General features: G+C 64.7%; 23 protein-coding genes. 16 read left to right on the top strand and 7 right to left on the bottom strand.

From position 1 onward, the window contains the following. Nucleotides 1-5: 5 nt before the first annotated feature. Both OIE68_RS01935 and OIE68_RS01940 read right to left on the bottom strand, forming a co-directional pair. The gene (locus tag OIE68_RS01935; protein WP_327097662.1) at nucleotides 6-1,583 is read right to left on the bottom strand and encodes a GMC family oxidoreductase; all 1,578 of its coding nucleotides are present in this window, start codon (nucleotides 1,581-1,583) and stop codon (nucleotides 6-8) included. A gap of 18 nt (nucleotides 1,584-1,601) precedes the next feature. Continuing rightward, nucleotides 1,602-3,311 (bottom strand): aldehyde dehydrogenase family protein, encoded by a 1,710-nt coding sequence (locus OIE68_RS01940; RefSeq protein WP_327097663.1) that lies wholly within the window; start codon nucleotides 3,309-3,311, stop codon nucleotides 1,602-1,604. Between the two features lie 129 nt (nucleotides 3,312-3,440). Between OIE68_RS01940 and OIE68_RS01945 the strand changes: the two genes are divergently transcribed. The 5 genes from OIE68_RS01945 (at nucleotide 3,441) to OIE68_RS01965 (ending at nucleotide 8,630) form a co-directional block, all read left to right on the top strand. Continuing rightward, the gene (locus OIE68_RS01945; RefSeq protein ID WP_327097664.1) at nucleotides 3,441-4,622 is read left to right on the top strand and encodes a helix-turn-helix domain-containing protein; all 1,182 of its coding nucleotides are present in this window, start codon (nucleotides 3,441-3,443) and stop codon (nucleotides 4,620-4,622) included. A gap of 372 nt (nucleotides 4,623-4,994) precedes the next feature. Further along, nucleotides 4,995-5,246: a hypothetical protein gene (locus OIE68_RS01950; protein WP_327097665.1), complete on the top strand. Its 252-nt coding sequence runs from the start codon at nucleotides 4,995-4,997 to the stop codon at nucleotides 5,244-5,246. A gap of 313 nt (nucleotides 5,247-5,559) precedes the next feature. Beyond that, nucleotides 5,560-6,435 carry an SDR family NAD(P)-dependent oxidoreductase gene (locus tag OIE68_RS01955; RefSeq protein WP_327097666.1) on the top strand — a complete coding sequence of 292 codons (876 nt, stop codon included), beginning with the start codon at nucleotides 5,560-5,562 and terminating at the stop codon, nucleotides 6,433-6,435. Continuing rightward, nucleotides 6,425-7,903, top strand: coding sequence for an amidase (locus tag OIE68_RS01960; RefSeq protein WP_327097667.1), 1,479 nt, complete (start codon nucleotides 6,425-6,427; stop codon nucleotides 7,901-7,903). The genes OIE68_RS01955 and OIE68_RS01960 overlap by 11 nt, the downstream gene beginning before the upstream one ends. 70 nt (nucleotides 7,904-7,973) lie before the next feature. After that, complete coding sequence (locus tag OIE68_RS01965; RefSeq protein ID WP_327097668.1) at nucleotides 7,974-8,630, top strand: helix-turn-helix domain-containing protein; 657 nt, start codon at nucleotides 7,974-7,976, stop codon at nucleotides 8,628-8,630. A gap of 46 nt (nucleotides 8,631-8,676) precedes the next feature. Here the strand turns inward: OIE68_RS01965 and OIE68_RS01970 are convergent, their stop codons facing one another. After that, on the bottom strand, nucleotides 8,677-9,384 hold the full coding sequence (locus OIE68_RS01970; RefSeq protein WP_327097669.1) for an SDR family oxidoreductase: 708 nt from the start codon (nucleotides 9,382-9,384) through the stop codon (nucleotides 8,677-8,679). 242 nt (nucleotides 9,385-9,626) lie between these two features. On the opposite strand from OIE68_RS01970, the gene OIE68_RS01975 reads away from it, so the two are divergent. The 9 genes from OIE68_RS01975 to OIE68_RS02015 all read left to right on the top strand — a co-directional run bounded on the left by OIE68_RS01975 (nucleotide 9,627) and on the right by OIE68_RS02015 (nucleotide 19,190). Then, nucleotides 9,627-10,718, top strand: coding sequence for an alkene reductase (locus OIE68_RS01975; RefSeq protein WP_327097670.1), 1,092 nt, complete (start codon nucleotides 9,627-9,629; stop codon nucleotides 10,716-10,718). Between the two features lie 70 nt (nucleotides 10,719-10,788). Next, nucleotides 10,789-11,640 (top strand): alpha/beta hydrolase, encoded by an 852-nt coding sequence (locus OIE68_RS01980; RefSeq protein ID WP_327097671.1) that lies wholly within the window; start codon nucleotides 10,789-10,791, stop codon nucleotides 11,638-11,640. A 211-nt stretch (nucleotides 11,641-11,851) separates the two neighbouring features. Beyond that, nucleotides 11,852-12,508 (top strand): helix-turn-helix domain-containing protein, encoded by a 657-nt coding sequence (locus OIE68_RS01985; protein WP_327097672.1) that lies wholly within the window; start codon nucleotides 11,852-11,854, stop codon nucleotides 12,506-12,508. A 290-nt stretch (nucleotides 12,509-12,798) separates the two neighbouring features. Beyond that, the gene (locus OIE68_RS01990; RefSeq protein ID WP_327097673.1) at nucleotides 12,799-13,293 is read left to right on the top strand and encodes a helix-turn-helix domain-containing protein; all 495 of its coding nucleotides are present in this window, start codon (nucleotides 12,799-12,801) and stop codon (nucleotides 13,291-13,293) included. A gap of 119 nt (nucleotides 13,294-13,412) precedes the next feature. Further along, the gene (locus OIE68_RS01995; RefSeq protein ID WP_327097674.1) at nucleotides 13,413-14,288 is read left to right on the top strand and encodes an alpha/beta hydrolase; all 876 of its coding nucleotides are present in this window, start codon (nucleotides 13,413-13,415) and stop codon (nucleotides 14,286-14,288) included. 54 nt (nucleotides 14,289-14,342) lie between these two features. Then, entirely contained in the window at nucleotides 14,343-16,238 is a 1,896-nt protein-coding gene (locus OIE68_RS02000) for an AMP-binding protein (RefSeq protein ID WP_327097675.1), read from the top strand. Between the two features lie 120 nt (nucleotides 16,239-16,358). After that, nucleotides 16,359-17,177, top strand: a complete 819-nt coding sequence (locus OIE68_RS02005; RefSeq protein ID WP_327097676.1) for a mycofactocin-coupled SDR family oxidoreductase — start codon at nucleotides 16,359-16,361, stop codon at nucleotides 17,175-17,177. 11 nt (nucleotides 17,178-17,188) lie between these two features. Next, a complete protein-coding gene (locus tag OIE68_RS02010) occupies nucleotides 17,189-18,022 on the top strand; it encodes a mycofactocin-coupled SDR family oxidoreductase (RefSeq protein ID WP_327097677.1) in 834 nt (277 codons plus the stop codon). Between the two features lie 181 nt (nucleotides 18,023-18,203). Then, complete coding sequence (locus OIE68_RS02015; RefSeq protein WP_327097678.1) at nucleotides 18,204-19,190, top strand: MDR family oxidoreductase; 987 nt, start codon at nucleotides 18,204-18,206, stop codon at nucleotides 19,188-19,190. Between the two features lie 252 nt (nucleotides 19,191-19,442). On the opposite strand, the gene OIE68_RS02020 is transcribed toward OIE68_RS02015, so the two are convergent. Both OIE68_RS02020 and OIE68_RS02025 read right to left on the bottom strand, forming a co-directional pair. After that, a complete protein-coding gene (locus tag OIE68_RS02020; protein ID WP_327097679.1) occupies nucleotides 19,443-20,321 on the bottom strand; it encodes an alpha/beta hydrolase in 879 nt (292 codons plus the stop codon). A 32-nt stretch (nucleotides 20,322-20,353) separates the two neighbouring features. Further along, complete coding sequence (locus tag OIE68_RS02025; protein ID WP_327097680.1) at nucleotides 20,354-21,202, bottom strand: alpha/beta hydrolase; 849 nt, start codon at nucleotides 21,200-21,202, stop codon at nucleotides 20,354-20,356. Nucleotides 21,203-21,294: 92 nt separating this feature from the next. On the opposite strand from OIE68_RS02025, the gene OIE68_RS02030 reads away from it, so the two are divergent. After that, nucleotides 21,295-21,900 carry a helix-turn-helix domain-containing protein gene (locus OIE68_RS02030; RefSeq protein WP_327097681.1) on the top strand — a complete coding sequence of 202 codons (606 nt, stop codon included), beginning with the start codon at nucleotides 21,295-21,297 and terminating at the stop codon, nucleotides 21,898-21,900. Between the two features lie 197 nt (nucleotides 21,901-22,097). Here the strand turns inward: OIE68_RS02030 and OIE68_RS02035 are convergent, their stop codons facing one another. Next, nucleotides 22,098-22,367, bottom strand: a complete 270-nt coding sequence (locus tag OIE68_RS02035) for a metal-sensitive transcriptional regulator (RefSeq protein ID WP_327097682.1) — start codon at nucleotides 22,365-22,367, stop codon at nucleotides 22,098-22,100. 89 nt (nucleotides 22,368-22,456) lie between these two features. After that, nucleotides 22,457-24,616 carry an MMPL family transporter gene (locus OIE68_RS02040; protein WP_327097683.1) on the bottom strand — a complete coding sequence of 720 codons (2,160 nt, stop codon included), beginning with the start codon at nucleotides 24,614-24,616 and terminating at the stop codon, nucleotides 22,457-22,459. A gap of 122 nt (nucleotides 24,617-24,738) precedes the next feature. On the opposite strand from OIE68_RS02040, the gene OIE68_RS02045 reads away from it, so the two are divergent. Next, the gene (locus tag OIE68_RS02045) at nucleotides 24,739-26,367 is read left to right on the top strand and encodes an FAD-dependent oxidoreductase (RefSeq protein ID WP_327097684.1); all 1,629 of its coding nucleotides are present in this window, start codon (nucleotides 24,739-24,741) and stop codon (nucleotides 26,365-26,367) included. Nucleotides 26,368-26,412: the final 45 nt, after the last annotated feature.

Consider the following 26,412-nt stretch of genomic DNA (forward strand, 5'->3'; position numbering starts at 1 on the left):
CTGCACTATGAGCCGCGGATCAGCTCGGCTGCTTTCTCACCGATCAGCACACTCGGGGCGTGGGTGTGTCCGCGAATGATGCTCGGCATCACCGAGGCGTCCGCGACGCGCAGACCTTCGACACCTCGAACCCGCAATTCCGGTGTCACCACGCTGGTTTCGTCGCTACCCATCCGGCAGGTGCCCACTGGGTGATACAGCGTGTGCGAACAGGTAGTGAGCGCCAGTTCGAGCGTTTCCGGACCGGTATCCGCCGCGCCCGCGGGCCGAGCGACCTTGCCGAGCAGGGCTTTCAAAGCGGGTGCTTCGGCGATCTCCGCGCACATGCGCAGGCCCGTCAGGATGGCCGCGCGGTCCACTCCGCCACTGTCGGACAGGTAGCGGGGATCGATGACCGGCTTTGCCAGCGGATCGGCGGAGCGCAGCGAGATCCGGCCTCTGCTCTCGGGTTTGAGCAGGATAGATCCCATTACCACCGCGTGGCCGTATGGTTCGCCGATCCCCTCGTCGAAAAACGGTGCTGGTCCGAAGATGAGCTCCAGGTCGGGCAGATCCAGGTCCGGGCGGCTACGCACGAATCCGTATGCCTCACCGACATTGGAGGTGAGCATGCCGCGGTGTCTGGCAAGGTAATTGATGAGCTCCAGGGGCTTTTCCGCGGCGAACAAGCTGTCATTGTCGACGTCGAAACCGAGCATCGCGACCAGATGGTCCATCAGGTTCTCGCCGACCTCGGGTGCGTGGTGCACGGTGGCGATGCCGTGCTCGGCGAGATGTTCGCGATCGCCGATGCCCGACAGCATCAGCAGTTGCGGACTGTTGATCGCGCCGCCGCACAGCACCACCTCACGGCGGGCGCGCACCACCGCACGCTTGCCGCCGGACTCGAATTCGACTGCCACAGCACGCGTGCCATCGAAGATGATGCGCGTCGCGACGGCCTCGGTGCGTAAGGTCAGGTTCTTTCGGCCGAGCACCGGCCGCAGGTAGGCGTCCGCCGTGCTCCAGCGAGCGCCGCCCTTCTGCGTCACGACGGTCTCGCAGAACCCCTTCGGCTCGGGCAGATTCGGGCGCTCCACCGTATGCCCGGACTCGACTGCCGCCGCCAGCCATGCCGCGGTGGCCCGGCGCGGGCTGCGCTGTCGCGATACATGCAGCGGACCGGCGACACCCTCGTCGGGTTCGCATGCCCCCTCGACTGCTTCGATCTTGCGGAAGTACCTTACGACCTCGGCGAAGGACCATTTGCTTCCGGCCCGCTCGGCCCATTCGTCGTAGTCCGCTGCGAATCCGCGCACCCACATCATCGCGTTGAGGGAGGACGACCCGCCCAGCGTTTTGCCTCGGGGCCAATAGATTTCGCGGCCGCCGAGGCCGAGCTGGGGTTCGGTGCGGTAATCCCAATCCACGGCGCTGCGGAACAATTTCGCGAATGCGGCGGGGATATGGATGTACTTGCCTTTGTCCTCCGGCCCGGCCTCCAGCACAAAGACGCTGTTAGCGGGGTCGGTACTGAGTCGGTTGGCGACGACCGCGCCCGCCGATCCGGAACCGATGACGACGTAATCGGCGTAGGTATCCACGTGTGTGCTCCTGATCGGTCAGCCGCGCAGCGCGGATGCGAAGATTCCCGGCAGTTTTCCCCACCCGGGTGCTCCGGCGAACGCGGCGAGCCGTCGACCGGTTGTCGCCGCGGTCGTATTGTTCACAAACCACGGCGGCTTCGGTGTCAGGGACCACTCGCCGTGCAACACCGACCGTGGCGCCGGGCGGAACGGACCGCGCACGATCGTCCGTTCGGGCCGATCGATCAGGAATGCGTTGTGCACCACACCGATTCCGCTCTGTACATCGTCGATCGTATGGCCTGGATAAGCGCCCCAGGTTGCCGCGGCGGTGAGGAACCCGGCGCCGGTCCACGCATTGATCGCGATCGTGCCGTAGTGCAACTGCTCGACCAGTTCGTCGAATGCCGCGGCCAGCGCACGGATGGTCGCCGGATGTGCGATGACGTTCACCCCGAGCGTGCCGACGAATTCATCGTTCGCCGTAGCCGCCGCCGCACGCGCGAAATCGGCTCCGAGGCCGGACAATTCGACAACTCCGAGGACGGGTGCGAAATATTCGGTCTGCAACAGTGTTTCGCTGCGGTCGCCGCGCAGGCCGGACAGCAGTAAGCGACCGCCGAAATGTTCGGCACTCGGATAGGTCGATTCGGCTGACGCGACGCGATCGTCGCTGCCCGGGTAGTACGCGGGCCGGCTCGGTGCGGCGTCGTAGGCGGTGCGCAACTCTCGAAGGAAGTCGTCCTTCTGATCCCAGTCGGACGAAATAACAACAGCCTGTGTCGCGACACAATTGTATCCGCCGTTGTGCAAGCGCTGAGTGGCGATGTGTTCGGCCTGGAACCGCAGATCGGCCTTGCTCCACCGGCCGGGCAGCACGATGGTCGGCGAGACGCCGCCGAGTTCGCTGGTGATCGGCTTGTCGAGTCGAGGTCGACCGGCGGCCCTGTGCGCCGCGGCATCCTCGCCGCGGCCCCAGACGATCGCGTCGTGTGTCGCTGCGCTGCCCGTCATATGCACGTGTGCGACGTCCGGATGCTGTACCAGGTATTCGCCGACATCGGCTGCGCCGGTGAGGATCCGGACCGCGCCGATCGCAATGAACGGCTCCAGCACCTTGGTCAACGGCTCCAATAGCGGATCGGTGATCGGATTCAGTTTCAAGGCGACGACACGGTTGTGCGCGATCAGTTCATAGAGCACGTCCAACGGGGCGATCGAGGTGATGTTGCCCGCGCCGAGCACCACGCCTATCCCATGGGTGCGAACCGGGTCGAGTTGTGCCAGCCCCGCCGCTCGGATGGCTTCGGCCCGGCCGATGCCCGGCTGGAGCCACACCTCGGCACTGAATCCGCTCAACAGCAACGAGTCGAAGACCGACGTGGGCAGCACGCGGACCGTCGTGCGTCCGCCGGTTGTACCGAAGTGTGCCTTCTCGAGTGGGCTGCGCCCGTCGGCAAGGGTGAGCAGGCTGCGCTCCAGTGCTCCGGCCCCGGCGGCCATCGCATAGGGCCCGGATATCCATTCCTCGCCGACCAGCGCCGTCTGCGGATCCAGCCGCTTGTAGCTGATCGCCGCATCGACCCACTCTCGGGCGTATTTCGCGGTGAGCTCCCGCACGCGTCCGAGCAGCTCGGCGCGTGCGGCCAAGGAAATCGCGGCCCAAGCCTTTTCGCCCTCGGCAAGGTCCGACAGCGCGGCGTCGACTGTGCCCCGGAGGTCGGTCGGCGAATCGTTGATGGTCATAGCCCGAATTGTCCGCACCAACGCCGCCGCGCACTATGGGCGACGGTCGCGGGAGTGGGTGATCGACTTTGTGCGGCGGCACAATCGAGGTGTGGCGTGGCGCACACTCCTGAGTGGTACGCTGCGCTGGTGGCCAGGCCGTTGCATTCGATCGCGGCCACCGAACTCGCGAGGCAATTGCTGGAATCGGTGGATTCGCTGGCCGACGAGCTCGCAGACCGGATCGTCGCATCCGAACGTTCGTACCTGGACTCCCAACTACTGACCCGTGCGCAACTGCGCGGCGCCTGCCTGGACAACCTGACCGCACTGCTCGGCTACCTCGCGGGCCGCGATCCGGTCCGCCTCGAATCCGCGCGTGCGGCAGGCAGATTGAAGGCCGAGCAGGGCCTGCCGATAGCGGCGATGCTGCACGCGTATCGGCTCGGTGGTCGGCTGATCTGGGAAGAGTTGCTGGTCCGTGCGGGTGGTGTCGCCGACGGCGAGCTGCTGAAGATTCCGGCCGAGTTGTGGGCCATCGTCGACCGGTACTCCGACGCCGCGGCCGAGACCTACCGCGAGACCGCAACCCTGCTCGCCCTGGCCGATATCGAGTCGCGAGCCCGGGTGATTCGGACCCTGTTCGACGACCATGCGGAGAACCCCGCCGTGGTATTGGACGCGGCGCGCACTCTCGGCCTACCAGAGACCGGAGTGTTCGTGGTGGTCGCCGCCGAGGCCGGTCCGACCCGGACGACGATGTCGGCCGCGATCGCGAAGCTCAACGACCGTGGCATCGTCTCGATCTGGGATAGCTACGCCGATACCCAGAACGGGGTGATCTGCGCACACTCGGCCACCGAAATCGACACTGCCATAGCCTTACTCGGTGCGGTGATCGAAGCTCGTGCCGGTGTCAGCCGCACATTCATCGGCCCCCAAGGCATCGCTGCCGGGCTCGACGAGGCGCGACTCGCACTGAAGTGCACACCGAGCGGCACGACCGCGATTACCCGCTACGAAGCGGCCCCATTGGCACTACTGCTGGTCCGGCTACCCGACGCCGCGCACAGTGCGGCCGCACAAATTCTCGGACCGGTCATACACCTGCCGGAGGCGGAGCGGACGGCTTTGTTGCAGACCCTGAACGTGTGGTTCGAATGCAAAGGGTCGACCGTGGCGGCCGCGCAGCAGATGCACTACCACCGCAATACCGTGCTCTACCGGCTGCGCAAGATTCGCGACCTCACCGGCCGCGACTGCGATGACCCGGCACAGGCCGCCGAACTCTATGTTGCGCTGCAGGCGATCCGGCTGCTGCGCCCGATGTAATGCGCGGCGGCTGTCCGATCAGCGGAGTTCGACGATCACCTTGCCCCTTGGTGCGCCCCTATTCGACGTAAGCCGCAGCGTCCGCGGTCGTGTGAAAAGAAAGGCGCGATCCACGACGGCATGGATTGCACCGGAAACGATGAAGACCGGCCTGGCCCAATTGCTGTCCAGTTGGTGGAGCGACACAGCTGAGCCTGCGCGTGCTACATCCAAGCTGTTCGGTGGATGGTTTTGATGCGATTGCCGCCGCTTTCGCAAGCGGCGATTATTGCTGCGACCGGGCGAGAGTTCTGCTGCGTGGAAGGGCTTCGATGATAGTGAGATCTCGTCCGCCAGCAGGTTCAGCTTGCGTTCGTCGTCTACCTCGAAGATATGGGCCGCGAGGACTCGCAAATTCCGAGCCCGGTGCATTTCTCGGGCCGGTTCGTCGATATCGCGCGGGAGCGACTCCGGGTCGAGGGGTTCGGCGAGTCCGAAGCCGCGGCTACTGCCACCTCACTGATCTGGATGACCGAGCGCATGTGCTATCAGCAGGTCGTCCGCGGAACAACGGGTCTTGACGACCCGTCGGCCATCGCCGGAATCACCGAGGTGTGGTGGAGCGTGCTGCGCGCCGCACGTTGACGGCGGCATTGCGGTGTGGCAGTCGAGCCACCATTGCGTGTGCCGAGGAATAGCCAGTGTGTGTCGCCTCGTGACGCGAGGAGTGTCGCGCGGTCAGAGAGCTACTATACATTTCGTATAGTGACCTGTAGCGTGCGTCACATGCAACAGTCATCGACGTATCGTCACCACGCATCGCTTGCGGATCGAGTCCTGCTTTCTCGCGCACCGCACCAGACCGGGGATCGACGCGAAAAATGTTGCGAAGAAACACCTTTGGCGGCTCCCCTGGCGATGCTGTCCCTTGCGTCGCAAATCATCGAGGAGTGGTGACATGACACGCTATTCACTTTCCGACAAGGTCGTCCTGATTACCGGAGCCGGTCGTGGGTTGGGTGCGGCCACCGCCGCCGCCCTGGTTCAGCGTGGAGCACGGGTGTTGCTGGCGGACATCGATCTGTCAGCAGCGCAACAAGTTGCGGCCACACTGCCGAAGGGGCAAGCGTTGGCGCTGAAATGCGATGTCACCCAACTCGATTCCGTCCAGGAAGCTGTGCGCCGAGCGCATGAGGAGTTCGGGCGCATCGACGTCGTGATCGCCAACGCCGGCATTCTGGGGCGTGGTGCCACCTTCCGCGCACTCACACCCGGACAAGTGGGAAATGTTCTGTCGGTCAACGTCGATGGCGTCGTCAACACTGTGTCGGCCACGCTGGAATCCGTGATCGAGAACCGGGGACAGATCGTCCTGGTGAGTTCGGTATACGCCTACATCAACGGCGCGGGCGCCATCCCTTACGCGATGAGCAAGGCTGCCGTCGAGCAACTCGGCCGGGGCCTCGGCGTCGAGTTGGCCAGGCACGGCGCGTCTGCCATGACGGCCTATTTCTCACTTATCCAGACCGACATGATTCGTCAGGGCGTGGACGCGGATCCGCACGTACTCGCCCTGCTCGCCGCGATGCCCAAGTTCATCCTCAAACGAATTCAGCCGCAAACCGCGGCCGCCGCGATCGCCGACGGACTGGAACGTCGGCAACGCGCCATCACTATCCCCGGACGCTGGCGGCCCGTCGCAGCCCTTCGTGGTCTGGCCGGACCGATCGTCGACGGAAAACTTGCGCGCGATGCCTCCGTGCAGCGAGCCCTTGCCCAACTCGAGAATCTTGCCGCTGTCGACGAGCTCCCTCGGAGGAACCATGTCGGATGATCTTGCCTTCGCACCCGCCCACGAGCTGCTGGCACATCTGCGCAGCGGTGAGGTGTCCAGTCGCGAACTCGTCGACCTCTACTTGCAGCGAATCGAGCAGCACGACCGTCGCCTGAACTCGGTGATCACGTTGGATGCCGAGCGTGCGCGCGCCGAGGCCGCCAAGGCGGACCAAGAGCGGGTCAGCGGTAATGACTCGTTGGGACCTCTGCACGGATTGCCCATCACCGCGAAAGACAGTTACGAGACGGCAGGCATGAGGTCCGCGTGCGGTCGGCGCGACCTCGTAAACCATGTGCCGACCCGGGACGCGGAACCGATTGCGCGGCTTCGCCGAGCCGGGGCAATCATCATGGGCAAGACCAATATGCCGCCCGGAAATCAGGACGTGCAGGCGGACAATCCTGTTTTCGGTCCGACAAACAATCCGTGGGACCTCTCACGCACATCGGGTGGTTCTGCCGGGGGAGGTGCGGTGGCGACCGCTGCCGGGCTCACCGCTTTCGACTTCGGCTCGGAAATCGGTGGCTCGACTCGGATCCCGTCGCATTTTGTCGGGCTGTACGGGCACAAGGCGACTTGGCGGTCGATCCCCTTGGTGGGCCACCTCCCACCAGGACCTGGGACCGGTCGGTGGGCTGAGCCCGACCTCGCCTGCGCCGGCGCTCAGGTGCGCGACGCACGCGACCTGATTCCTGTCCTGGAGGCGACCACCGGCGCGTTGGCGCGTGACGGCGGCTTTACGTATTCCCTCGCGGACCCCCGAGCCACCACTCTGAGCGACTTCCGCGTCGCGGTCTGGTTCGACGACCCGGACTGCCCCATCGACTCCGAGGTAAACGCCGCCATGGCCAACGCGATCGCCGTCTTGGAGCAGGCGGGCGCAAAGGTCGAGATCCAGCCTGCCGCGCTGCCGGTCAGTATCGGCGAGTCGCATCGAGTCTTCGAGCCACTGGTGTACGGACAGCTCTCGGGTGATCGCACAGGTATCACCCCAGCCTCTGGTGCCGCAATGGCGATGCGCATGGTGCAGAACCCGCGAGGGGCTGCCACGCACGCTTTTCGAGGCACGTTCCAGTCGCACTATGCCTGGATGCAGGCAGATGCCAAGCGTCAGGAAATACGGGAGGGGTGGTACGAGTTCTTCCGCCAGTTCGACATCGTGCTCATGCCGGTTACGCCCACGGCGGCACCTGTGCACCACAACAAGTTGATCGACAGATTCGGTCGGCGATTCGAAGTCGACGGCAAGGCCCGCTCCTACTGGGACCAGGTCAAATGGTGTGCCATCGCCAACATCGCCGGAGCACCTGCCACGACGATTCCCAGCGGTCTCGGCAGATCCGGGCTGCCGGTGGGTCTGCAAGCGATGGGGCCTGCCGGCGGCGATCTCACCACAATCGAGTTCGCGGCATTGTTGGGCAAGCAACTCGGCGGGTATCTCCGCCCTGATGGCTATGGTGCGTGACTGTGATGTCACCGGCCCGAGCGTCACGGCGGTGCAGAGTCGACTCCTGACCGTCCCTACACTCAGTCCTGTGGAGACGGGTCGCCTGTACGGACAAGGGTGTCCGCTCGCGACCGCTTTGGACGTGCTGGGCGAACGATGGACCCTGCTGATCATTCGGGAATTGCTCCTCGGACCCAAGCGGTTCAACGAACTCGGCGCGAAGCTGCCGGCCGCCGGACCGAACCGCTTGACGAGCCGGCTCCGTCGGCTCCAAGGGGTCGGCGTCGTGGCGAAGGCGTCCAGCGGTGCCTACGCGTTGACGGAGTTCGGTGAAGGACTGCGGACGCCCGTCATCGGCTTCGGTCTCTGGGGGCTCGGTCTGATGTCAGAAGGAATCGAGCCGGAAACGGCGCGTCCCGATATGGTGGCGCTCTGTATGACGGGAGCGGTCTCCCCGAATCTGCTGTCGGGCCTGAACTTCGTGTGCGTTGTACACACTCCCGAGGTGTTCACGATGAGGGTTCGCGAGTCTGCGCTGTCGGTGGCGTCCGGGGAATCAGAGTCGGAGTCGCCGATCAGGCTCCACTGTTCGTCCGCGACCTTCATCGCGTTGACGATGGGCGCGCTCACCTTGGCGGAGGCTCGCCGCGTCGGTGCGGCCCGCGTGCTGGGCAAGGGCACAGGTCTTCCGAAGTTGTTCACGGCGTTCGCGGCCACCACTCGGGAGTTCCAAGCAGCTCTGTGAGCGGATGAGAAATGCTCATCCGCGACACATGCCGCTTCGGCGTCCATCAGCTGCTCATCAGCTGCGCGACCCGTTCCTGCACGGGGTCGCTCAACCAGGTGCGCGCCTGGCGGCTGAGCTCGTCGGCCAGTACCTCCGCATCGCCGGACTCGATGCCATCGAGTACCTGGCGAACCACGTCTGCGGGATCGGACTTCGGCGAATCCGAGAACTTGCCCATGTCGGTGTCGACGAGCCCCATGTAGACGCCCACCACCTGGACTCCGCGTGGGGCGAGTTCGGTGCGCATCGAGTCCGTGGCGCTCCACATCGCCGCCTTCGATACGCCATAGCTCGCGCCGACGGGAAGCCATGCGAGAACCGACGAGACGTTGACGATGGCACCGGAACGCTCGGCGATTCGATCGGCGAACGCGGAAGCCAGCGCAAGTGGACCGAACAGGTTCGTCTCTAGCTCCGCGCGAAGCATGGCCGTGGACCGGTCGAGCACCGAGGTCCCGCGGGCGATGCCGGCGTTGTTGATCAGAACGCTGACATCGGTTGCGGTCTCGGCCGCTTCGGCGACCGACATCGCATTCGTGACATCGAGCTGCAGCGGAACGATGCGTGGGTCCGCCACGTGGATTGTCTGTGGGTCGCGGGCGGCGGCGTAGACCTTCGCCACCCCACGGCCGAGTAGTTGCTCGACGTACTCGCGGCCCATGCCGCGGTTGGCTCCGGTGACGAGCACCGTTTGATCGGCGAGCGAAGTCATGCCATCCTCCTGGAGTAAGTAAACCGTTCGGTGTACTTTAGTGAAGCTACCCCAGATGGCGTGTCTCTCGCAATGGGCGTCCATGTGATCGCCCGACTTACGTAAACGTCGCTGGGCGTTGAAGGATTTGCCACCTGCGGCGTTGCTAAATTAGGTATTAAAGACTATATTTTTTTAAAGTGACGATCAGCTGCAGTGCTGTCGTCGTTCGTCATCCCCGCCCCTATCAGGAGGATCACCGCATGTCTGTTGCTTTCAAACCCGTCCGGATCGGACCGTGGGACCTGCCGCAGTCGTTCGTTATGGCGCCACTGACTCGTAGCCGCGCGGGGGAAGGCAACGTGCCCACGGCGATGAACGCCGAGTACTACAGCCAGCGCGCCGGAGCCGGGCTCATCGTCACGGAGGGCACTGCACCCAGTGCCGTCGGCCAGGGCTACCCCACTGTGCCCGGGCTCTACACCGACGAACAGGTCGCCGGATGGTGCCTCGTCGCCGATGGTGTGCACGGCGCCGGCGGCACGATCGTGGCTCAGTTGATGCACGTCGGGCGGGTCGCTCATGCCAGCAATAAGGACGGTGTCGACACGATCTCGCCCAGCGCTGTCCAGGCTCCAGGCCAGATGTTCACGCTGGCCGGCATGGTCGATCACGATGTGCCCCGGGCCATCGAGACCGGTGAAATCGCCGGAATCATCGCCGAATTCGTCGAGGCCGCCCGCAACGCGATCCGTGCTGGTCTCGATGGCGTCGAGATCCACGGTGCGAACGGCTATCTGCTGCACCAGTTCCTCGATCCGACGGTCAACCTCCGCGACGACGAATTCGGCGGCACGCCGGCGAAGCGGGCTCGTTTCGTCATCGACGTGGTTGGGGCAGTCGCCGACGCTATCGGCGCTGACCGTGTCGGCCTGCGGCTCTCGCCCGGCCATCAGTTGAACGGCATCGGCGAGGTGCCCGGTGCCGACCTCGACCAGACCTATCAGACGGTCGTGGATGGGATCGCGCCGTTAGGTCTGGCGTACCTGAGCATTTTGGCCAGTCCGTTCGAGTCTCTCGAACCGCTCGTCCGCGACCTCCGCACGCGATTCGGCGGCTCGGTGCTGTTGAACCTCGGTGCCACACCCGTGGCGACGTCGCTGGAGACGGTCGAGGAGCTGCTGGACAAGGGGGTGGCTGACGCCGTTGTCGTCGGGCGTGCCTTCCTCGCCAATCCCGATCTCGTAGAGCGTTGGCGCACCGGCGCGGAGCTGAACGCGGTGGACTTCACCACCCTGTACGGCGGCGGCTCGCGCGGGTACACCGACTATCCGAGTCTCGTGGAGATCGCCTGAGCCGCAAGATTTTTCATCTCACAGCTGGTTGTCGCGCAACCGATTACCCGCACCACACCCGAGGAGAACGATGAGTACCTACACACCTGTCAACACCGCCGAGAACCTGCATGTCGATGCGGCGTCGGGTCGTTTCACCTACCGCCGCATGGGCCCGCGCGGCGGAGTTCCACTCGTGCTCGTGCACCGCTTCCGTGCCACCGTCGACTGGTGGGATCCGGAGTTTCTCGACATCCTCGCCGCCGAGCGCGACGTCATCCTGTTCGACAACATCGGTATCGGATACACCGGCGGTGAAGCCCTCACCACCGTCGAGGGATTCACCGCGGGCACGATCGAATTCATCGAAGCGCTGGGGCTGACCGAGGTCGACCTTCTCGGGTGGTCCTTCGGTGGTGTCGTCGCGCAGGCGGTCACGCTCACCCGACCCGATCTCGTCCGCAAGTTGATCGTCGCGGGCAGTGGATCGGGCCTCGCCCCCAACATGCCGACCATGAGCGAGCGGGTCCTTGGAATCATGGCCAAGCCGGATGCCGACCTCGATGACATGTTGTACCTGTTCTATCCCGAAACCGAAGGCGCTCGGAAGCTGGGGCTCGAACACTTCGACAAGGTCTCGGCCGCGATGCCGGCCGACGCCCCGGTAGTCAGCGAGGCGGCCGCGATGGGGCAGCTCCAAGCAATCGTCGCGGCGTTGGCGACCCCGTGGGAGCAGGTTGTCGCGGGGCTCGCGACCATCCGGCAACCTGTGCTCTACGCCAACGGTATGCACGACGTCATGATCCACGCCTTCGCGTCGTACTCCGCGGTTGAACACCTGCCGTCGGCCAAGTTGGTGCTGTACAGCGACGCCGGCCACGCATTCCTGTTCCAGTACCTCGAGGAGTTCACGGCCGAAATCAAATCTTTCCTCGCGGACTGAGCCGCTATTCGGCGTTGCCTGTGAGTCGATCTGCGTGACAACACGTTTCGTCAGCGACGGCGGTTCACGACATTCGACCAAAACGTCCGCCACTCCCGATTCGGTTTCAGTCGGGAGCGGCGGCCAGGCTTCGTTGGGTGCGGTGCGAACGTTCGGTCGGCTGCCAAGCAGCCGTAATACATGAAAATGAAGTATTTACTATACTATGGTTATGCAACCTCGCACGTACGGCCAGAACTGCGGTCTAGCTCGTGCGCTCGACATCCTGGGTGATCGATGGACTCTTCTCATCCTGCGTGACCTGGGTATGGGGCCACGGAGATACAGGGATCTGGCCGAGGGACTGCCGGGCATCGGCACCAACCTGCTGGCCAGTCGTCTCAAGAGCCTCGAAGGGGCGGGCTTGATCGAGCGCACGGTGCTTGCGCCGCCGGCGCCGGTCGCGGCTTATGCCCTCACCGGCGTCGGCGAAGAGTTGCGCCCGGCGCTCGGTCAGCTCGCGGCATGGGGGTTCAGACATGGTGCACCATTCGACGCCGCGGATATGACGCGCGCGGAATGGGTGGTCCAGGGGATATTGGCGTGTGCCGACCCCGATGCCGTCGATCGGTTCGGTGGCGTCGTGCAGTTCAACGTCGGCGACGAGTCCGCGTGGATAGGCCCCTCGGCGGATGGAGTCATTTTGCGACCGGGAACGGCGCCGACGTTGCCCAAAGTCTGTCTGAATACCGATATCTCGACACTTATCGCGCTGATGAACGATGAGATCGATGCAGCCGACGCCATAGAATCCGGCGCACTCACGGTCGAGGGCGACGACGAGCTGCAATCCTTCCTGCACGCCTACAACCTGATGGGCTCCCGCTAGTTCGCCAGGAAATCGCGCACGCGGCACTCGGTGCCGAGCGCACCCGCATGATTTCCACCGCTTGATCGACGCACTCGCGCCTCGCGGTCGGACTCCAAGACTTCGGCCGCCCCAGCGGGTTCGCAGTCGTGCGCGGGTTTCATCCGCGCGTGAGCGTCTTCGGTATCGAGTCTCCAACCTGCCGTCGGTGCGCAGGTCAGCGGCCAGTTCAGGTGTGCGGGGGATGAGACGGTGTTGCGTGTTGCCGTCTGCTTTGGGGCCCGCGAGCAGGGGTGGCATAAACTTCCATTATGGAACACAAGAGCTTCGAGGGTATGAGTTGTCCGGTTGCGCTGGCACTGGAGCACGTCGGGGAGTGGTGGAGCATCCTGATCCTCCGTGACGCCACGCATGGCCTCACTCGGTTCGAACAGTTTCAGAAGAGCCTCGGTATCTCGCCGAACTCCCTGTCCCGTCGGCTCGGCGCACTCGTCGAGGCGGGTCTCCTGGAACGGCGTCGATACAACGAGCGCCCCCCGAGGGACGAGTACGTTCTGACAGAGGCCGGCCACGCGTTCCGTCCGGTGCTGATTGCCCTGTATGCCTGGGGTAACCACTACTTCCCCCCAGAGGCTCCCAATGTTCGTCTCGTAGACAGTGAGTCCGGACAAGATGTCGATCCGCTGTTGATCGACCGCTTGACGGGGCATCCGCTCGATGACGAGCACTCGATGTTCTTGCCGGGGCCGGCCGCCGACGATCGGCTCCGTGCGGCCCTCGAGGAACGAAGTCGGCGTGTTTCCTGACCCTTCGCTGAGCTGACAAAGCAACCGTGTCACTCTCATGAGTGTAGTCACTTGCATAATGGTAGTGACGCGGGTTACATTCTGTGTGCTACCAGCCGTCAAGCGATGAGGTGAACACAGTGAGCTCTCCGGTAACCGACCGAGCCGTTCAGCAGTACCGCTCCGTGGAGATCGAAACCAAGTATGCCGAGGTCGGCGACGTCCGCTACGCGTACCGGGAGCTGGGTCCGGACCAGCCGGTGGATGCGACCCCGCTCGTTTTCCTGCACCGCTTCCGGGGAACCCTCGACGACTGGGACCCCGCCTTCGTCGACGCCGTGGCCGAGCACCGGCATGTGATTCTGTTCAGTGACGCAGCGGTCGGCTCGTCGACCGGATCACCGGCGACCAGCGTGGACGAGAAGGCCCGCAATGCAGCTTCGTTCGTGCGGGCTCTGGGCCACGACGTAGTGGATGTGTTGGGATTCTCGATGGGGGGCTTCGTCGCGCAGGCCATCGCGATCCAGGAACCGGTATTGGTGCGCAAGGTTGTCGTGATCGGGACGGGCCCGGGCGGCAATCCGGAGACCGACCCGCACACCGACATCGTCTTCGGCATCGCGCTCACTCCCGAGTACTCCTTCGACGACGTCCGCTATCTCTTCTTCGCGGAGGGTCGTGACATCGAGACCCAGGCCTACATCGATCGCAACGCATTGCGGGCCGACCGTGAACCAGTCGTCACGCCGGAAGTCATTCAGGTGATGGCTGGTTTGATCATGGAATTCATGGGCGGCAAGACCGGCCACTACGCCAGGCTGGGGGAGCTTCGCCAGCCGACACTCGTCATCGACGGGGACACCGACCCGTTCTTCCCGGTCAAGAACCAGTGGTTGCTCTATCGGGAGCTGCCCGACGTACAGCTGGCCGTTTATCCGCAGGCCGGCCACGCGCCGCATCAACAGCACCCGGAAGCCGTGGCCGCCCAGGTCGAGCGGTTCCTCGCCCACTCGTGATCTGCCCAGACGGGCGCGGCTGTCCGCGCCCCGGGTGTCTCTGGAAGGAACACGATGACGAGCTACGAGGGCCTCTACAGCGCCTGGCGTGACGATGCGATGGGCTATTGGGCAAGGCAGGCGTCCCGCATCGATTGGGAAGCGCCTTGGACCGCGGTATTCGACGAGAACATCGGCCCCTACGGCCGCTGGTTTCCCGATGCCCGGCTGAACACGAGCTACAACTGTCTCGATCGGCACGTCGACGCTGGTGCGGGCGATCGGCCCGCACTGGTCTGGGATAGTGCGATGACCGGTGAGGTCGTCACACACACCTACCGTGAGCTGCGCGATCGTGTCGCGAAGGTATCCGGAGCCCTCGCCTCTGTGGGCGTGCGCCGCGGCGATCGGGTCGTCATCTACATGCCGATGATTCCCGAGGCCGCGATCGCGATGCTGGCTTGCGCAAGGTTGGGAGCGATCCACTCCGTGGTGTTCGGCGGCTTCGCGGCCGCCGAGCTCGCGGGACGAATCGATGCCACCGAGCCACGGGCGATCATCGCGGCATCGTGCGGGCTGGAACCGGGCCGAGTGGTGGAGTACAAGCCGGTACTGGACGCCGCACTGGCGCAGTCTCGACACCGTCCCGAGGCTTGCTTTGTGCTGCAACGCCCCCAGGCGCTCGCCGAGCTCGAGCCCGGCCGCGACCATGACCTGCTGGCGGCGGAAAAGGCAGCGAGCCCGCACGATTCGGTGCCGGTCGAGGCCTCGGACCCGCTCTATATCCTGCACACCTCGGGCACAACAGGACGACCGAAGGGCATCGTCCGCGACAACGGCGGCCACGCGGTGGCACTTTCCGCATCCATCCCGGCGATCTTCGGGCTGGCCGCCGGTGATGTGTTGTGGGCGGCGTCGGATGTGGGCTGGGTCGTCGGACATTCCTACATCGTCTACGCGCCGCTGCTGGCCGGTCTGACATCGGTGATGTACGAGGGCAAGCCGGTCGCGACCCCGGATGCGGGCGCCTTCTGGCGCGTGATCGCCCGGCACCGTGTCAATGTCCTGTTCACCGCCCCCACCGCTATACGGGCGATCAGGCGACTGGACCCGGAGCTCGACATGCTGGGTCGACACGACATCTCGTCGCTGCGGGCGGTGTTCCTGGCGGGCGAGCGGTGCGACCCGGCGACGGCAACGTGGCTGCAATCGCGGATCGACCGGCCGGTCATCGACAACTGGTGGCAAACGGAAACCGGCTGGCCCATAACGGCGCGGTTCCGAGGGGCGGAGCTGACGCCCTTCAAGCCAGGTTCGGGCGGCAGGCCCAGTCCGGGATTCGAGGTGGCTGCGCTGGGCGACGATGGTGTCGCACTGCCAGTCGGCGAGACGGGCAATCTCGCCCTCCGTTTGCCGCTACCGCCCGGCGCCGCGCCGACGCTGTGGGGCGACGACGCGGGTTTCCGCGCGTCGTACCTGGACAAATTTCCTGGTTGGTACCGCACGGGCGATGCGGGACACATCGACGAGGACGGCGACGTATGGGTCCTCGGCCGCGTCGACGACATCATCAATGTAGCCGGACACCGGCTCTCCACCGGTGCGATGGAGGAGGTGCTGGCTGCGCATCCAGACGTCGCGGAATGTGCGGTGATCGGCGTGACCGACCCCTTGAAGGGGGAGTCGCCGATGGGCTTGGTGGTGCTGAAGGCTGGGGTGAGCCGCGACGTGGACACCGTGCGGCGCGAACTGGTCGAAATGGTTCGCGATCGGATCGGCGCTGTCGCGTCCTTCCGCCGCGCGTTCGTTGTGGACCAGCTCCCCAAGACTCGCTCCGGAAAGATCCTCCGCCGCAGTTTGCGCGACCTGGCGAATGGTGTGCCGGTGCAGATCCCGCCGACGATCGAGGATCCGAGCGTGCTGGAACACCTTCGTGGTGCTTTTGCCACTGCGGTGCGCGCGTTCGACTGATAACGCGCAGCCATCCGATCCGGCGCCGAATAGGCGCCGATCCGAAAACGAAAGGCATCGACGCGCTATCGGTCGACGCCAATATCAAAAATCAGGAACCAGTACAAAGGGGTACTCATCATGTCTGGACGCGTTGCGGGCAAAGTCGCCTTCATCACCGGAGCCGCTCGGGGGCAGGGCCGCAGCCATGCGCTGCGGCTCGCCGAGGAAGGCGCGGACATCATCGCCCTCGACATCTGCAAGCAGCTTGCGTCGGCGCGCTACGACTTGGCGACGTCGGAGGACCTCGCCGAAACCAGGAAGGCGGTGGAAGCCCTCGGCAGGCGTGTCGTGACCGTCGAGGCCGATGTGCGAGACGAGCAACAACTCGCGGAGGCGTTCCACGCGGGTGTCGCGGAGATCGGCCCGGTGGACATCGTGATCGCAAACGCCGGTGTCGCTCTCTTCGCCACCGACGAACCGCACGAGGCCTGGCAGGACACGATCGACACCAACCTCACCGGCGTTCTCAACACGCTCGAGACCGCCGTGCCTTCGATGATCGAGCGCGGTCAGGGCGGCGCCATCGTATTGACCAGCTCCACCGCGGGTTTGCGCGGGATACTTGGCCCGTCCCGAGGAGCGTTGGCGTACGTCGCCTCCAAACACGGCATGGTCGGGCTGATGCGCTCGTATGCCAACAACCTTGCAGCCCACTCGATCCGGGTGAACACGGTAAATCCGACGGGCGTGGAAACGCCCATGATCGCGACCCCCTCGATCGAGGCATTCCTCGAGCAGAACCCGCAGCTCGTTCCACATGTCACGAACGCAATGCCGGTCGGTCTCATCTCGGTGCAGGACGTCAGCAACGCGGTGCTCTACCTGGTATCCGACGACGGCCGCTACGTCACCGGCACGACGTTGTCGGTCGACGCCGGCTTCAACAACAAGAACTGAGGAAATTGATCATGACTGGACGAGTTGAGGGCAAAGTTGCCTTCGTCACCGGGGCTGGGCGGGGACAAGGCCGGGCGCACGCGGTGCGGTTGGCATCGGAAGGGGCCGACATCATCGCCGTCGACCTGTGTGCGCCGATCGACTCGGTGCCATATGCGCTCGCGAGCGAGGAAGACCTGAAGGAGACGGTCAGACAGGTCGAGGGTCTGGGGCGGAGGATCGTGGCGCGCCGAGCGGATGTCCGGGACTTCTCGGCTCTCGATGCCGCCGTGTCGGACGGGGTCGCCGAGTTCGGGCGCCTCGATATCGCTGTGGCAAACGCCGGGATCCTGTCGGCTGCCCCGACCGAGGCGATGCCCGAGCAGAGCTGGCAGGACATGATCGATGTGAACCTCACCGGCGTATTCCATGCCGCCAAGGCCTCGATCCCGCACATCCGGGCGGGCGGCGTAGGTGGGGCGATTGTGCTGACCAGCTCCGCGGTCGGCATTCGGGCCATGCCGAATCTGCCGCACTACGTCGCCGCGAAGTCAGGGGTCATCGGGCTCATGAGGTCCATGTCTCTCGAGCTCGCCGCGGACAAGATTCGGGTCAACACCGTCAACCCCAGCATCGCTGACACGCTCATGGTGCAGAACGACGCCATGTACAAGCTCTTCGTACCCGATATCGAGAGCCCGGCTCGTGAGCAGGCCGCAGAGGTCTTCGCAACTCTCAATCCGATGCCGACACCCTGGGTCGATGCCGAGGATGTCGCCAATGCGGTGCTGTTCCTCGTATCGGACGAAGCTCGTTTCGTCACGGGGCTCGAGTTCAAGATCGACGCGGGATTCTGCCTGGCCTGATCCGGTGTAGCGGAGTCGTAACACCCTGCCACACAACCAGGTTCGCTCGAACGCCCTGGTGTCCGGATAGCTGGTTCGGTGCGCTACTGAGGCCCGTCGCTGTGCGGGTCGGCAGTGGCCGGAGACCTCAGCGGGCGTTCGTAAGAACAGTTGGAATTGACGACAATTCGTAGGAGACAAGATGAGGGCAGTACAAATCCTGAAGGACGACGCCGGACAGCGCGCGGAGCTCACCGAGATTCCCGACGGTGAGATCGGTGCGGGTGATGTGACGATCGCGGTCGACTACTCGGCAGTGAACTTCAAGGACGGCCTGGGTGTGACCGGCGCCGTGCCGGTTGTCGAACGATTCCCGATCGTCGCGGGCATCGACCTGGCGGGCACCGTTGTCGAGGCGACGGTTGAGTCAGGCTTCACCCCGGGCGATTCTGTCGCTGTCAACGGATGGGGACTTGCGGTCGACCACAATGGCGGGTTCGCCACCCGCGCACGGGTGCCGGCGGCATGGATCACCAGAATTCCGCCGCGATTCACGACCTGGCAGGCGATGGCGATTGGGACAGCCGGCTACACGGCGGCCCTCAGCGTCATGGCGCTGCAACGCCACGGATTGACGCCGAATGCTGGGCCCGTCGTGGTCACCGGAGCTGCTGGCGGTGTGGGTTCTGTGGCGATCGCGCTGCTTGCCGCGCTCGGGTTCGAGGTTCACGCGTCCACCGGGCGCCTGGGCGAGAAGGACTACCTGCAGAACCTGGGCGCCGCAGAGATCATCCCGCGCGAGGATCTTGCCGAACCTGTCCAGGCGGCACTCGGATCCGAGCGATGGGCCGGCGGCGTCGACGTTGTCGGCAGCCATACGCTGGTGAACGTCCTCAGTCAGATCCGTTACGGCGGGGCCGTGGCGAATTGTGGCCTCGCCCAAGGGCTCGATCTTCCGGGCTCGGTCGCGCCGTTCATCCTTCGAGGCGTGACCCTGGCCGGGATCGACTCTGTCAACGCCCCCAGTAGCAGCCGAAACGCCGCATGGGAGTTGCTCGCCGAGCATCTCGACGTGCGTCTGCTCGAGGAGATGACGACCACGGTTCCGCTCGATCAGGCAGCGACGGTGGCCCAACAGGTCCTGACCGGCGCTGTGCGCGGAAGGACGGTCGTAGACGTCAACGCCTGAGTGTGGCGGAAACAAACCCGCGACTTCGGCGAGCGTAGAACGCCGAGCCGCCGCTCCGCGATCCTTGTGGGGTGCGGATGGTGCCCAGCGGTTCTTCGTGCGGATGGATTGTCATCGAACGCTCGTCGTGCCTTGGGCAACACCAGGATCGGACCGTGACCTTCGGCGACACCGCCGAAGGTCACGGTCGGTTTCGCGCTCGTTATCCAGATGTGCCCGCGTGGCGGGGACGGCACCGGTGACGGGCTCCCGCTAGTTCGCCAGGAAATCGCGCAATGCGCCGATGGTCTGCTCGGGGGCTTCCTCCGGGACGAAATGCCCGCAGTCCAAACCGTGGCCGCGGATGTCGTCGGCGTATCGACGCCATACTTCGAGCACGTCATAGTGAGTTCCGACAAAGCCGTGTGCGCCCCATAGGACCAGCAGTGCGCAGGTGATGCGACGGCCTGCCGCGGCGTCGACTTCGTCGTGTTCGAGATCGATGGAGGCCGCAGCGCGGTAGTCCTCGCAGCTCGCCCGGATCGCCTCGGGATCGCTGAAGCAGCGCACGTACTCCGATATCGCCTGTCCGTCGAATACCGCACCCGGGCCGGACCATTGATCGAGCTTTCGGCGCACGAAATACTCGGGTGCGCCGCCGATGAGGACTTCGGGCAGGTCGGGTTCCTCGGCGAGGAAGAACCAGTGGTCGTAGACGGTGGCCAAGGCTCGGTCCACGTTTGCGAAAACATGTCGGGTGGGGGCGATGTCGAGGACCGCGGCTCGATCGACGCGTTCGGGGTGGTCGAGGCAGAGTCGGTGGGCGACTCGGGCGCCGCGGTCGTGACCGACGATCGCGAATCGGTTGTGCCCTAAGGCTGTCATCAACCCGACCTGGTCCGCGGCCATCGCGCGTTTGCTGTACGACGAATGATCGGTTTCGGAGGCAGGCTTTCCCGAGTCGCCGTACCCACGTAGGTCGGAGACGACGACGGTGTGCGACTCGGTCAACGCCGCTGCCACGTCACGCCACATCACATGGGTCTGGGGGTAGCCGTGCAGCAGCAGCACCGGTGGCCCCTCACCGCCCACCCGTGCGTGGATGCGGACACCCTCGACCTCGATGTCGTGGGTGGTGAATTCGGTGAACATACAGGCGATCTCCTATTCGGCGTGCGCCGGTCTCAGGAAGCCAGGAATTCGAGTGCCTCTCCGACGAACCTGTCGTGGTATTGGAAGATGCCGCCATGTCCAGCGTCCTGGTAGATCCGCAGCGTCGCATTCGGGATGCGTTGTGCCAAGTCGAATGAGTTACTGGTGGGCACCATTCGATCGTCGTCACCGTTGGCCACCAGGACGGGGTGTTGGATGCGGCTCAGGTCGGATGGCTCCTGAACGCCCCACGCATGGATGGCCTTCAGCTGAGTGCGGAATGCGCGCAGTGCGATCGCCTTGTCGCGGTCGACGCTGCGTTCCTTCAGCCGTTTCACGAACGCGCGAGCCTCCGACTTGCCGTGTGCGGTTTTGGTGAAGAACAGATTCTCTTTCGGATCCTTGAAAGTGGCCACCGCCTTGAATGTGTCGCGGTAGGTCACTGAGGTCACGTTGACGATGCCTGCACCTCCCGCCGGACCCGTCCCCGCGAGGATGAACTTCCGAATCAGTTGCGGCTCTTCGCGAGCGATCACCTGCGCTATGAAGCCTCCCATCGACAGCCCCAAAAGGTCGACCTGATCGAAGCCCAATGCGCGGATAAACGCGACGGCATCTCGTGCCATCGCTTCGATCGAGTCCGGTGTCGTGCCTTCTGACGCGCCGACGCCGCGGTTGTCGAAGGTGATCACGCGGTGCTTCGCCGCAATACCGTCGACCACTCGGGGATCCCAGTTGTCCAAGTTTGCCGCTAGATGATTCAAGAAGATCACCGGTACGCCGGTATCGAGACCCAGCTCCCGATAGGCGAACCGCGTGGTACCGACCTGCACGGATTTCGTCGGCGCATCTTTGTACAAGGTGCCGCTCACACCAGCCATGTCTTCCTCCGGTTGTAAACCGATTGGTGTACTTTCGAGTATGACCGTACCCGTGATCGTCCAACTTGTAAACAGATCGGTATACTTAGCGCATGGCTTCGCTCACCAGTACCCAGGCGTCACCCCGTCGAGGAGGGCGCGGTGCGCGTCAACGCATCTTGAACGCAGCTGCGGAGCTGTTCTACAACGAGGGCATCAACGCCACCGGCGTCGAACTGATTTCGGCCAAGGCATCGGTGTCGAAAAGAACTCTCTACCAACACTTCCCGAGTAAGGCCGCGTTGGTCGAGGAGTATCTGCGCATGCTCCGGCAAGCGGCGGGCAACCTCGCGGACGCGCCACCCGAAGGCTCCGACGCGAATCCTCGGGCGCGGCTGCTCGCTTTGTTCGACAGCCCTAACGCCGCAGACTCGCTGATGCGCGGCTGCCCGTTCCACAACGCGGCAGTCGAGGCTGCCGAGGCCATGCCCGGTGTTCAAGACATCGTCCACGCGCACAAGCGGAACTACATCGACGGACTCACCGAACTCGCCCGACAAGCCGGCGCCGCGGACCCTCAGCTACTGGGCAACCAGCTCGCTGTCCTTTACGAGGGTGCGGCCGCACGGTCCACCTCCCTCAATGATCCGGCGCCCTGGGCGCACGCACGAGCAACAGCCGAAGTGCTCATAACCGAAGCAGCGCGAAACGTCGCCTGACCGGCAGACGCCGCCATAGAGCCTGACCCCTGACCTAGCCCGGGTCGCTAGCGGTTTCAGTGTGCCAAGGCCGTCGTGTACGGACCGGGAATCGCGGCGCTGGCGGGCATTCGAGGCCTCTGCCCCTGGAAGGGGCGGTCTTGGCGGGGCACCGGACCGCGTCGTCCATGGGCTCTGAATCCTGTGCTTTCTGGTGTTCAGGCGAGAGCGAGGAAGAGTTTCTCGAGTTCGGCCTCGGTCATGGGTTCGGAGCCGTCGGCTGTGTCGCCGGTGAGGCATTCGCGCAGGCCGGTAGCGACGATCTTGAAGCCTGCGCGGTCTAGGGCGCGGGAGACAGCGGCGAGCTGAGTTACGACGTCCTTGCAGTCGCGGCCTTGTTCGATCATGGAGATCACGCCGGCGAGCTGGCCATGAGCGCGGCGCAGGCGGTTGAGTACCTGGGCGATAGTCTCTTCGTTGCCGACCATGGTGGATTTCCTTCCTTGATGACCTCATTAGAGTATACCCCTGGGGGTATACTGCTGGTCCGGCTCGCGCTGTGCCCACAGCTGTGATTTCAGTGGTGGGCGAAGCTGATCGTCGGCAGTACCTTGCGTAGCCAGCCCGGTGACCACCAGGCCCCGTGTCCGGTCAGGCGCAGCAGTACCGGCAGCAGTACCAGCCGGACAGCGAAGGCGTCGAGCAGGACCGCCACGCCGAGGATGATGCCCATTTCCTTGGGTGGCAGCGGATCGGCGAGAGCGAAAGTGAAGAACACCGCCACCATGACCGCGGCCGCGGCGAAGATAACCCGTCCGGAGCGGGCCATTCCGTCGATCTGTGCGGTCTTGGGGTCGCCGGAATGTTCGTAGTGTTCCTTGGCAGTGGCCAGCAGGAACACGGTGTAGTCCATGGCGATGGCGAAGATCATGGCGAAGAAGAACACCGGGCCCCAGCCATCGAGGAAGCCCTGCGGGGTGAAGCCGAGCAGATTTGCGCCGTGGCCGTCTTGGAAGATCAGCTTCGCCACACCGAAGGCCGCTGCGGTGGACAGCAGGCTGACCATGGTGCCCAAGGCGGCGATCAGCGGGGCTTGCAGGGCGAGCAGTAGCAGCACGAAACCCAATACCAGAATGATTCCTACGATGATCGGCAGGTAGTCGTCGAGCGCCTGCTGCAGGTCCAGATTCTCCGCGGGCGCGCCGCCGACCAGTGCGGCAGACGGCAACGCCTGGCGCAGGTCGTCGAGGATTTCGCCCATTCGCGCGTCGGAGGGATCGACGTTCGGTACCGCCTGCATCATCACCAAACCGCTACTGTCGATTGCGGTTCGGGCCGGGGTGACCATGCTGATCCCGTCCACCGTATTGGCGGTCGCGGCGACCTGTTCGGCTTCACCGGCGGGGGCGATGATCTGCAGCATGCCGGGCGCGCCCTCGCCCATCTGAGCCTGCACGAGTTCATAGCCTTGGCGCACCGGCGCGTCGGTAGGGACGACCTGGATCGAGGGCATCGCGACCTTCAGCCCGAACACCGGGATCGACAGACCGATCAATGCGATCAGCGCGGCGATCGCGAACGGCCACGGATGTGCGTGTAGCAATCGGCCCCAGGCCGCGAAGCGGGGGGAGTGGTGCTGCTGGCGTTTGGCGTGCGGCAGCGCGCCGGCGTTCACCTTGCCGCCCAGCGCTCCCAGCGCGGCCGGAAGCAGGGTCATGGTGGCGGCCAGGACGAAGGCGACCGCGAACATGATGCCGACGGCCATGGTCCGCACCGCGGGCGCGGGCACGATCAGCACTGCGGACAGGCTGACCAGGACGGTAAGCCCGGACAGCACAACGGCTTTGCCCGCGGTGTCCATGGTTTCTGCTACTGCCGCCTTGGCGTTGGTCGAGGTGATGAGTGCGTCGCGGAAGCGGGCGACGATGAACAGTGCGTAGTCGATGCCCAATGCCAGGGCGAACATCATCGCAAAGTTCATTGCCCACACCGAGATCGGCGTGATCTGGTTGAGTAGCACCAGCCCGCCGGCCGAAGCGACCAGTCCTGCCAGGGTGAGCAGCAACGGCAGCCCGGCGGCGACCAGCGACCCGAACGCCAGCACCATAATGGCCAAAGTGACCGGCCAGGAGAACATTTCGGCCTTGATCATGGCGTCGTGATCGGCCTTGTTGAAGTCGCTCCACAGCGCCGACGCGCCGGTGGGATAGACCTCGACACCGTTGCCGGACAAGGCGGTCAGCGCGCCCTTGTGCTCGTCGACGGCCTTGACCATGTCATCGGTGGAGGCGTTCGCGCCCGCTGTGAGAATCCCGGTATGCCCGTCCGCGCTGACCGACATTCCTGGTTGCGGCGCAAGCACTTCGCCGAAACGTGAGTCACCGGCGAAGACGTCGGCGATCTCACCGAGCACGCGCTGTACCTGCGGGCTGTCGATCGGTGCGGTGTCGGAATGTACGACCACCTGCACCGCTGCCGAGGAGTTACCGCCGAAGTGCTGCTGTGCCAGCTCGCGCACGCGCACCGATTCCGAGCCGTTGGCCTGCCATCCGGCCCCTGCGAGTGAGTTGAACACACTCGGCGCGGCGGCGCCGAGCACGATCAATACCAGCAGCCACGCACCGAACACGATGCGGGCGCGCCCCGCCATCACTGCCCCGAGCTGGCCCAATACCCCACCGGATCCAGTCGGTGGTGAGACGTCGTGAGCCGGGGAAGCCGCCAAAGAGTCGGTCATCACAATTCTCCTTCATATACCCCCAGGGGTATATAGTCGTTTGAATCGAACATACCCCCAGGGGTATCTGAATGTGAAGAGTGGCATCCGGCACAAAGGCCGTGGCCGCTGAGAGGTGCGAGATGAAAGTTGTGATCGTCGGTGGAGTGGCCGGTGGCATGTCGGCGGCGACCCGTTTGCGGCGGCTGATGGAATCGGCGGAGATCATCGTGGTCGAGCGCGGTGATCATGTGTCGTTCGCGAACTGCGGTCTGCCCTACTATGTCGGCGGCGTGATCCCGAAACGTGAATCGCTGCTGTTGCAGACGCCCGAGTCGCTCGCGGCACGGTTCCGGCTGGACGTGCGAGTGCGGCACGAGGTCCTCGCCCTCGACCCTGAAGGCCGGACCGTCACTGTGCGTGAGCTGGACTCAGGTCGCGAATATGTCGAGTCTTTCGACGAACTGGTGCTGAGCACGGGTGCGGTGGTGATCGCGCCGCCGATGCCGGGAGTCGAACGCGCCTTGGTGCTGCGGGATGTCGCGGATGTGGACCGTCTGACCGCAGCCGTGGCCGACGTGCGATCCGCAGTGGTCGTCGGCGCGGGGTTCATCGGCGTTGAAATGGCCGATAATCTTGTGCGACGCGGGATTTCGACCACCGTGGTCGAACGCGCTCTGCAGGTGCTGTCACCGCTGGATGTCGAGATGGCGGGACCCGTCGCCGCCGAGATGCGCCAGCACGGTGTCCAGGTGGAGTTGGATGCGGAGGTGACTCGCATCGACGCCCACACAGTGACCCTGTCCGATCAGCGCGTCGTCCCAGCCGAGCTGGTGATCATGGCAATCGGCGTGCGCCCCGAAAGCGCGCTCGCTCGCGATGCCGGTCTCGAAATCGGTTCCGGCAGTGGCATAGTGGTCGATGGTCGGCTGCGCACCTCGGCGCCCCACATCTACGCCGTCGGTGACGTGGTGGAGAAGAGGGATGCGGTGACCGGGCATGCGACCCTGGTCCCGCTGGCCAATGCGGCCAACCGTCAGGGGAGATTGGTTGCGGACGTGATCGCCGGTCTGCCGGTCACCGACCCGCCAGCGCGGGGCACCGCGATCGTTGGAGTCTTCGACCTGACGGCGGCGATGACCGGATGGAGTGAAAAGCGGCTGCGCGCCGCCGGTCGTCCATTCCGCGTTCTACATTCGCATCCGCTCGCTCACGCCGGTTACTACCCGGGTGCCCATGCCATATCGGTGAAACTGCTCGTCGATCCGGACACCGACCTGATCCTGGGTGCGCAGGCGGTGGGCGGAGACGGTGTCGACAAACGCATCGACGTGCTGGCCACCGCCATGGCCGGCGGTCTCCCGGCCTCCCGGTTGATCGACCTGGAACTGGCCTACGCGCCGCAGTTCGGCTCGGCCAAGGACCCGGTGAACATGCTCGGCTACATGGCCGACAACCTACGCACCGGCGCGATCCGTACGGTGCAGTGGCATGAAATCGACGAGGCGATCGCGATGGGATCACACCTGGTCGACGTGCGTTCGCCCGAGGAGTTCGCCGCCGGCTCCATCCCCGGCGCATGCAACATTCCCCTGGACGAACTGCGTGATCGAGCGTCCGAGATCGTGGACGGTCCGATCCTGGTCTTCTGCCAGGTGGGGCAGCGCGGCAACACCGCAACCCGGTTGCTCACCCAGCTCGGGCGCGACGCGGTCAACCTCGACGGCGGATACCGAACCTTGCGCGATGCAACCGCGGACCAAGCGCGGTAGGTCGGCCACAGCTTCACCGAACGGAGAAAGGAAACAACACAATGT

Source organism: Nocardia vinacea, assembly GCF_035920345.1.
In the GTDB taxonomy this organism is placed as follows: Bacteria; Actinomycetota; Actinomycetes; order Mycobacteriales; family Mycobacteriaceae; genus Nocardia; species Nocardia vinacea_A.

Excerpts from the sequence above, each read along its gene's own strand:
- OIE68_RS01950 (WP_327097665.1), top strand. The coding sequence starts at position 4,995 with ATGGGCCGCGAGGACTCGCAAATTCCGAGCCCGGTGCATTTCTCGGGC.
- OIE68_RS01990 (WP_327097673.1), top strand. The coding sequence starts at position 12,799 with ATGGAACACAAGAGCTTCGAGGGTATGAGTTGTCCGGTTGCGCTGGCA.
- OIE68_RS02030 (WP_327097681.1), top strand. The coding sequence starts at position 21,295 with ATGGCTTCGCTCACCAGTACCCAGGCGTCACCCCGTCGAGGAGGGCGC.
- OIE68_RS01985 (WP_327097672.1), top strand. The coding sequence starts at position 11,852 with ATGCAACCTCGCACGTACGGCCAGAACTGCGGTCTAGCTCGTGCGCTC.
- OIE68_RS02040 (WP_327097683.1), bottom strand. The coding sequence starts at position 24,616 with ATGACCGACTCTTTGGCGGCTTCCCCGGCTCACGACGTCTCACCACCG.
- OIE68_RS02020 (WP_327097679.1), bottom strand. The coding sequence starts at position 20,321 with ATGTTCACCGAATTCACCACCCACGACATCGAGGTCGAGGGTGTCCGC.
- OIE68_RS01975 (WP_327097670.1), top strand. The coding sequence starts at position 9,627 with ATGTCTGTTGCTTTCAAACCCGTCCGGATCGGACCGTGGGACCTGCCG.
- OIE68_RS02025 (WP_327097680.1), bottom strand. The coding sequence starts at position 21,202 with ATGGCTGGTGTGAGCGGCACCTTGTACAAAGATGCGCCGACGAAATCC.
- OIE68_RS01955 (WP_327097666.1), top strand. The coding sequence starts at position 5,560 with ATGACACGCTATTCACTTTCCGACAAGGTCGTCCTGATTACCGGAGCC.
- OIE68_RS02015 (WP_327097678.1), top strand. The coding sequence starts at position 18,204 with ATGAGGGCAGTACAAATCCTGAAGGACGACGCCGGACAGCGCGCGGAG.
- OIE68_RS02005 (WP_327097676.1), top strand. The coding sequence starts at position 16,359 with ATGTCTGGACGCGTTGCGGGCAAAGTCGCCTTCATCACCGGAGCCGCT.
- OIE68_RS02045 (WP_327097684.1), top strand. The coding sequence starts at position 24,739 with ATGAAAGTTGTGATCGTCGGTGGAGTGGCCGGTGGCATGTCGGCGGCG.
- OIE68_RS02000 (WP_327097675.1), top strand. The coding sequence starts at position 14,343 with ATGACGAGCTACGAGGGCCTCTACAGCGCCTGGCGTGACGATGCGATG.
- OIE68_RS01970 (WP_327097669.1), bottom strand. The coding sequence starts at position 9,384 with ATGACTTCGCTCGCCGATCAAACGGTGCTCGTCACCGGAGCCAACCGC.
- OIE68_RS01960 (WP_327097667.1), top strand. The coding sequence starts at position 6,425 with ATGTCGGATGATCTTGCCTTCGCACCCGCCCACGAGCTGCTGGCACAT.
- OIE68_RS01940 (WP_327097663.1), bottom strand. The coding sequence starts at position 3,311 with ATGACCATCAACGATTCGCCGACCGACCTCCGGGGCACAGTCGACGCC.
- OIE68_RS01980 (WP_327097671.1), top strand. The coding sequence starts at position 10,789 with ATGAGTACCTACACACCTGTCAACACCGCCGAGAACCTGCATGTCGAT.
- OIE68_RS02010 (WP_327097677.1), top strand. The coding sequence starts at position 17,189 with ATGACTGGACGAGTTGAGGGCAAAGTTGCCTTCGTCACCGGGGCTGGG.
- OIE68_RS02035 (WP_327097682.1), bottom strand. The coding sequence starts at position 22,367 with ATGGTCGGCAACGAAGAGACTATCGCCCAGGTACTCAACCGCCTGCGC.